7 protein-coding genes are annotated in these 6,809 nt (G+C 67.1%); all 7 read right to left on the bottom strand.

What is annotated here, in order from left to right:
• On the bottom strand, positions 1 to 114 hold a 114-nt coding region (locus F8S09_RS09915), incomplete at its 3' end, for a GTP-binding protein (RefSeq protein ID WP_152867881.1).
• A gap of 206 nt (positions 115 to 320) precedes the next feature.
• Complete coding sequence (locus F8S09_RS09910; protein ID WP_152871309.1) at positions 321 to 737, bottom strand: hypothetical protein; 417 nt, start codon at positions 735 to 737, stop codon at positions 321 to 323.
• A gap of 105 nt (positions 738 to 842) precedes the next feature.
• A complete protein-coding gene (fusA, locus tag F8S09_RS09905) occupies positions 843 to 2,933 on the bottom strand; it encodes an elongation factor G (RefSeq protein WP_152871308.1) in 2,091 nt (696 codons plus the stop codon).
• A gap of 251 nt (positions 2,934 to 3,184) precedes the next feature.
• The gene (gene rpsG / locus F8S09_RS09900) at positions 3,185 to 3,655 is read right to left on the bottom strand and encodes a 30S ribosomal protein S7 (protein ID WP_104991208.1); all 471 of its coding nucleotides are present in this window, start codon (positions 3,653 to 3,655) and stop codon (positions 3,185 to 3,187) included.
• A gap of 117 nt (positions 3,656 to 3,772) precedes the next feature.
• Positions 3,773 to 4,177, bottom strand: a complete 405-nt coding sequence (gene rpsL / locus F8S09_RS09895) for a 30S ribosomal protein S12 (RefSeq protein ID WP_152871307.1) — start codon at positions 4,175 to 4,177, stop codon at positions 3,773 to 3,775.
• A gap of 372 nt (positions 4,178 to 4,549) precedes the next feature.
• Positions 4,550 to 5,023, bottom strand: coding sequence for a hypothetical protein (locus F8S09_RS09890; protein WP_152871306.1), 474 nt, complete (start codon positions 5,021 to 5,023; stop codon positions 4,550 to 4,552).
• Complete coding sequence (gene pgm / locus F8S09_RS09885; RefSeq protein ID WP_152871305.1) at positions 5,020 to 6,663, bottom strand: phosphoglucomutase (alpha-D-glucose-1,6-bisphosphate-dependent); 1,644 nt, start codon at positions 6,661 to 6,663, stop codon at positions 5,020 to 5,022. The genes F8S09_RS09890 and pgm overlap by 4 nt, the downstream gene beginning before the upstream one ends.
• Positions 6,664 to 6,809: the final 146 nt, after the last annotated feature.

Below are 6,809 nucleotides of genomic sequence, written 5' to 3'. Positions count from 1 at the left end.
CGCAGCGGCGGTGAAGGTGATCGCGGCCGTCAGGGTGGTCTTGCCGTGGTCGACGTGCCCGATGGTGCCCACGTTCACGTGGGGCTTGGTCCGCTCAAACGTTCCTTTTGCCATGTTCTGTTCCTCCAAGCGGTGGGTGGGCACGCCAAAGTGACCCTTTGATCGGGCCTGTGGGCGCACTCCCACATTGGGTTGATTCCCGCCAGGGCAGTGTCCCGCCTTGCTGGCACGTTGCGGGGGGACCGGAGTCATCCGCCGCACCGACTTGTCAGGGTACCGAATCCGGGCCGAGGCTGCAAGCCCCGGCCTCCTGCCCCCTCCTAACGCCGCAGGTACGCCTGCACCTCACGATCGAAGAGGCCGAAGAGCATGATCAGTCCCAACACGGTGCCGAACGGCACGACGAGCAGGCTCAGCACCGCGATCACCAGGCCGGACACCCACCCCCAGCGCCGTCCCTCCAGCACCGCCCGCCGGGTGGCGTACAGCCACAGCACCAGCGCGGAGGTCAGCGCGAACGAGAGCCACAGCACCGTTTGAATTTGCGCCTCGCTGATCTGCAAGGCCGGGCCGCCCGTCACTTCCGAGAGGTCAGCCAGCACCTGCCGGATCGTCGGCCCCGAGAAGGGCAGGGTCAGCAGAGAAATGGCGTTGTAGATCAAGCTGATCAGCAGCGGGGTCGTGATTAGACCCAGGCGAGCAGGACGGGGAGCTGGGGTAGGGGTGGGCATACTCATGGAGGCAGGCTAGAGCATCGACCCAAGCCGCATTCGGAAGGTGAACGAAAAAGCGCCCCCGATGGGGGACGCTTCTTCTCGCCTGGCCCGGCCGGGCCGGAGCGCTTACTTCTTCATCAGCTGCTGCGCGAGGTTGTTCGGCACCTGGGTGTAGTGGTCGAAGAACATCGAGTAGCTGGCGCGGCCCTGGGTCTTGGAGCGCATGTCGGTGGCGTAGCCGAACATCTCGGAGAGGGGCACGAAGGCCTTCACGATCTGCGCGTTGCCACGGGCTTCCATGCCCTGAATCTGGCCGCGGCGGCTGTTCAGGTCACCGATGATGTCACCCATGTACTCCTCGGGGGTGGTGACCTCGACGCGCATCACGGGCTCGAGAATGGCGGGGCTGCCCTTCTGGACGGCTTCCTTGAGGCCCATGCTGCCCGCGATCTTGAACGCCATTTCGCTGGAGTCCACCTCGTGGTAGCTGCCGTCGTACAGGGTGACCTTGAGGTCCACGACCGGGAAGCCCAGCATGGGGCCGCTCTGCATGGCCTCCTCGATGCCCTTCTGGGCTGGCCCGATGTACTCCTTGGGCACGGTGCCGCCCACGACGGCGTTCTCGAAGACGAAGCCCGCGCCGGGTTCCAGCGGCTCGACCCGCAGCTTGACGTGGCCGTACTGACCGCGACCACCGGACTGGCGGGCGAACTTGCTGTCCACCTCGACCTGCTTGGTGATGGTCTCGCGGTAGGCCACCTGCGGGGCGCCCACGTTGGCCTCGACCTTGTACTCGCGCTTCAGACGGTCCACCAGAATCTCGAGGTGCAGCTCGCCCATCCCGGCGATGGTGGTCTGGCCGCTTTCCTGATCCGACTCCACCTTGAAGGTGGGGTCTTCTTCGGCGAGCTTTTGCAGGCCGATGCCCATCTTTTCCTGGTCGGCCTTGGTCTTGGGCTCGATGGCGAGCTTGATGACAGGCTCGGGCACGTCAATGGATTCGAGCAGCACGCGCTCGTCGCCGTCGCCGATCAGGGTGTTGCCGGTGCCCGCGTCCTTGAGGCCGATCACGGCGCCGAGTTCCCCGGCCTTGAGTTCGGTGACTTCCTCGCGGCTGTTGGCGTGCATCTTCAGCAGGCGGCCGACGCGCTCGCGCTTCTCCTTGGAGGCGTTGTACACGTAGCTGCCCGACTGGAGGGTGCCCGAGTAGATGCGCACGAAGGTCAGGCGGCCCACGTAGGGGTCGGCCATGATCTTGAACGCCAGCGCGGCGAGCTTGCCCTCGGGGTCGGCGGGGTAGTCGACCGTGTTGCCGTCCTCGGTGGTGCCGCGGATGGCGGGCACGTCCAGCGGGCTGGGCAGGTAGTCGATCACCGCGTCGAGCAGGAGCTGCACGCCCTTGTTCTTCAGGGCCGAACCGCACAGCACCGGGAAGATGCGCTTCTCGATGGTCCCCTTGCGGATCGCCGCGACGAGCTGCTCGACGCTGGGTTCCTCGCCCTCGAGGTACATCATCATCAGCTCTTCGTCGACCTCGGCGGCCGCCTCGATCAGCTGCTGGCGCATCTCGCGCACCTTGTCCATGTACTGCTCGGGCACGTCACCCACGGTGATCTCGGTGCCCAGGTCGTTGGTGAAGGTGTGCGACTGCATCCGGATGATGTCGATGATGCCCTTGAAATCGCTTTCCTGGCCCATCGGGTACTGCACGGGGGCGGGAATCGCGCCGAGGCGCTCGCGGATGTCGTTCACCACGAGTTCAAAGGAGGCGCCCGTCTTGTCCATCTTGTTGGAAAAGGCGATGCGGGGCACGCCGTAGCGGTCGGCCTGACGCCACACGGTTTCACTCTGCGGCTCGACGCCCTGCGAGGAGTCGAACACCGCGACCGCGCCGTCGAGCACGCGCATGGAGCGCTCCACTTCAATGGTGAAGTCCACGTGGCCGGGCGTGTCGATGATGTTGACGACGTATTCCTCATCGGTGCCCGAGCGGGTCCACTTGGCGGTGGTGGCGGCGGCAGTGATGGTGATGCCGCGCTCGCGCTCCTGCTCCATCCAGTCCATCGTCGCGGCGCCGTCGTGCACCTCGCCGATGTTGCGGTTGCGCCCGGTGAAAAACAGGATGCGCTCGGTGGTGGTGGTCTTGCCCGCGTCAATGTGCGCGGCAATCCCGATGTTGCGGAAATGCGTGAGGTAGCTCTGCGCTTTGGTGGTCATAGGACTCCCTATTGTCCGGGGTGACGTGTGCCGTCACCGTAAGGTCCGCCGCCGGGTGTTCCAGCGAAACGGGACAGACGGCACTGGGGGGCCGCTGTCCGGTGAGGGGTTGCCAGTTGGGCTCGTGGATTCCGCTCCATTCCGCAGCAGTCGGAAAGGCGCCGCCTGCTGCTGCACTGCGCGAAACCCACTCTCTTCCCTTCTCGCTCCGCTCGGGTTCAGGGGCCAAAAGGCGGCCCCTTCACCGGGAATTACCAGCGGTAGTGCGCGTAGGCGCGGTTGGCTTCCGCCATGCGCTCCACGTCGTCTTTCTTCTTGATGGCGCCGCCACGGCCCTGCGCGGCGTCCATGATCTCGCCCGCGAGGCGCTCGATGGCGGTGCGCTCGGGGCGGCCGTCCACGGCGGCGAGCATCCAGCGCAGGGTCAGGCTCTGCTGACGGCGGGCGCTGACTTCGACCGGCACCTGGTAGGTGCTACCGCCCACGCGGCGGCTGCGGACTTCGACGCGGGGCTTGACGTTGTCGAACGCCTGCTTGAAGACCTTGAGCGGCTCCTGACCGGTGCGCTCCTGCACCAGGCGGCAGGCGCCGTAGAAGATGCGGCTGGCGAGGTTCTTCTTGCCGTCTTCCATGATGCGGTTGATCATCGCGCTCACCAGCACGTCCTGGTACACCAGGTCGGGCTGAACGGGGCGCACTTCTGCTCTGCGGCGACGTGCCATGTTGACTCCTTAACTCTTGACTCGGTTCATGGGCCTCACCCCCGGAGGGTGACGGCCCCTTGTCGCGCTGACCGGACGGGGGCCGTACCTTCTCCCCCACGGTCGGTCACGCGGGGGTTACTTCTTCTTGCCAGCGGCGGCAGCAGCGCCCGCCTTGGGCTTCTTGGTGCCGTACTTGGAGCGGCTCTTGTTGCGGTCCTTGACGCCCTGGGTGTCGAGGGTGCCGCGCACGATGTGGTAGCGCACACCGGGGAGGTCCTTCACACGGCCGCCGCGAATCAGCACGACGGAGTGCTCCTGAAGGTTGTGACCTTCGCCGGGGATGTAGGCCGTGACCTCGAACTGGCTGCTGAGACGCACACGGGCGATCTTGCGCAGCGCCGAGTTGGGCTTCTTGGGGGTGGTGGTCTTGACGACCGTGCAGACGCCGCGGCGGAAGGGGCTGCCCTTGAGGGCCGGAACCTTGCTCTTCTTCTGCAGGGTGGAACGCCCCTTGCGGAGCAGTTGCTGGGTGGTAGGCAGGGTGAATCACTCCTTACTGGGCACGGTGCTTCTAAACACGTCGTGCAGATGGTCCCACCCACGCACCCCCCGAACCTGGGAGGCGGGAGCGGGAACGGGTTGACCGGAACAGCCGAGGTGATCGACGCGGAATACCGCTGAAAGCCGTCAGCATCGGCCCAGGACCCGCGCGTGCCGAACAACGTCCCTGGTGCAACCCTGAACCGGGCCGTTGTCAACCGGAGCAGCATACCGCCTGGCGCGGCGCGGGCGCAAGGACGCGGCCCTGGAACTGGACGCCGGAGCGGAGAGCGATGCAGAGGGTTACCCACGGGGGAGGAAGATCAGACACTCCACCGGAGAGAGTTCGGATTCCCCTGCTCGCCGAGCCGTTCAGCCTTCCGCCGCGCCCTCGTCCGGGCGCTCCTCGGCGCCGCCCTCCTCGTCAATCCACAGGCGGAGGGTGCCAAGGGCAACGGGCAGGGTCAGGCCCGCGAGGTAGCTCTGGAGGTGCTCGGGCAGCTCGGAGACGTGCAGCGGCTGTCGGGGCGCGGCCACCAGCCGGTACACGCCGGGTTCGCCGGGAACGTGGTCGTAGACATAGGCCCCCCGGCGCTGGGGCGGGGTGAGGTGCTCGTCGAAGCCGCCAGCAAGGGCGTTGGCCTCCTCGCGCTCGGGGCGGGTGTCGATCCAGACGTGCAGGGCTTCGAGGAGTTCCTCGGAGGCCAGTGCGGCGGCGGGGACGTGGGGATCACCCGCCGCCATGAACTGGGCGATACGTCCGGCGGCGTCGGCAGCGAACCAGTCGAACTCGACGCCGGTGATCTCCACGCGGGTGATGATGGTGTGGCCTTCGGTCAGACTCATTCGGCCCCCCCAGCACGGAAGGCAGCGGCCACGACCTCGCGGGCTTCTTCCATCACCCGGCGCAGATGCTCCTCGCCCCCGAAGCTTTCGGCATAGATCTTGTACACGTCCTCGGTGCCGCTGGGCCGGGCGGCGAACCAGGCGTGCTCGGTCGTGACCTTCAGGCCGCCGATGGGTTCCCCGTTGCCGGGAGCGCGGGTCAGCCTGGCTGTGATGGGATCGCCCGCGAGGGTGGAGGCCGTGACCTGTTCGGGGCTGAGGTTGGACAGCACCTTTTTCTGCGCGGCATTGGCGGGCGCGTCTTGGCGGTCGTAGGCCGTCTCGCCATACCGCTCGGTGAGGGCTGCGAAGCGCTGTGAGGGCGTCTGGCCCGTCTTCGCCGTGATCTCGGCGGCGAGCAGGCCGGGGATGATGCCGTCCTTGTCGGTGGTCCACGCCCCTCCGTTCATCCGCAGGAAGCTGGCGCCCGCGCTCTCCTCTCCCCCAAAGCCGAGTGAGCCCGTCAGCAGGCCCTCCACGAAGTACTTGAAGCCTACGGGCACCTCGACCAGCCGCCGCCCCAGGCCCGCCGCCACCCGGTCGATCAGCGCACTCGACACCAGCGTCTTGCCCACGCCCGCATCGGCACTCCAGCCAGGGCGGTTCTGGAACAGGTAGTCGATCATCACGGCAAGGTAGTGGTTGGGATTCATCAGCCCGTCCGGGGTGACGATGCCGTGGCGGTCGGCGTCGGGATCGTTACCCACAGCTACGTCGAAGTCGTCCTTGAGGCGCAGCAGCCCCGCCATCGCGTACGGGCTGGAGCAGTCCATTCGGATCTTGCCGTCGCGGTCCACGGGCATGAAGGCGAAGCGGGGGTCCACCGTCTCATTGACGATGGTGAGGTTCAGCCCGTGCGCGTCGCGGATCGCCTCCCACACGGGCAGGCTGGCGCCGCCCAGCGGGTCCACGCCCAGCCGCACGCCACTCTCGCGGATGGCGGCGAGGTCCACGACCTCCCCGAGTTCGGCCACGTAGGGGGCGATGAAGTCGAACGGCTCCAGCGTGTCTAGCGCATCGTCGAGGCCGACCCGCTTGACCTCACGCAGCCCGCCCTCCAGCAGCGCGTTGGCCCGTGCCTGGACCCCTTTCGTCACGTCGGTGTCGGCGGGGCCGCCCGAGGGCGGGTTGTACTTGAAACCGCCGTCCTGCGGGGGATTGTGGCTGGGCGTGATGACGATGCCGTCGGCGGTCCCGTCCCCCCCGGCGCGGTTGTGGTTGAGGATCGCGTGGCTGATCAGCGGCGTGGGCGTGAAAAAACCCGGCTGGGCACGCACGCGCACCCCATTGGCGACGAGGACTTGCAGGGCCGTCATCCACGCGGGCTCGCTGAGGGCATGGGTGTCCAGGCCCAGGTACAGCGGCCCGGTGATGCCTACCGCCGCCCGGTGTTCGGCGACCGCCTGCGAGACGGCGAGGATATGGGCCTCGTTGAACGAGCCGTTCAGGGAGGTGCCCCGGTGTCCGCTGGTGCCGAAGGAGACGCGCTGGGCCGCGTTCTGCGGGTCGGGCCGCGTCACGTAGTAGTGGGCGACGAGACGCGGGATATTGGTCAGGAGAGAAGGCGGCGCGGGCTGCCCGGCGAGGTCGTGAAGAGTCATGTCCCGCAGTGTAAGCACCCCGTCCCCGCCGGAGCCTGAGCCGGAACAGGGTGAATCTTGGCGCAAAAGACCTTTCCCCTCCCCTGCTACCCTCGGCCCATGCGCGAGTTCCTGAACGACTGGTGGCGGCTGCTCAAGCTGATCGT

The sequence above is a fragment of the Deinococcus terrestris genome (assembly GCF_009377345.1).
Taxonomy (GTDB): Bacteria; Deinococcota; Deinococci; order Deinococcales; family Deinococcaceae; genus Deinococcus; species Deinococcus terrestris.
This window is presented reverse-complemented; position numbering and strand designations above follow the sequence as displayed.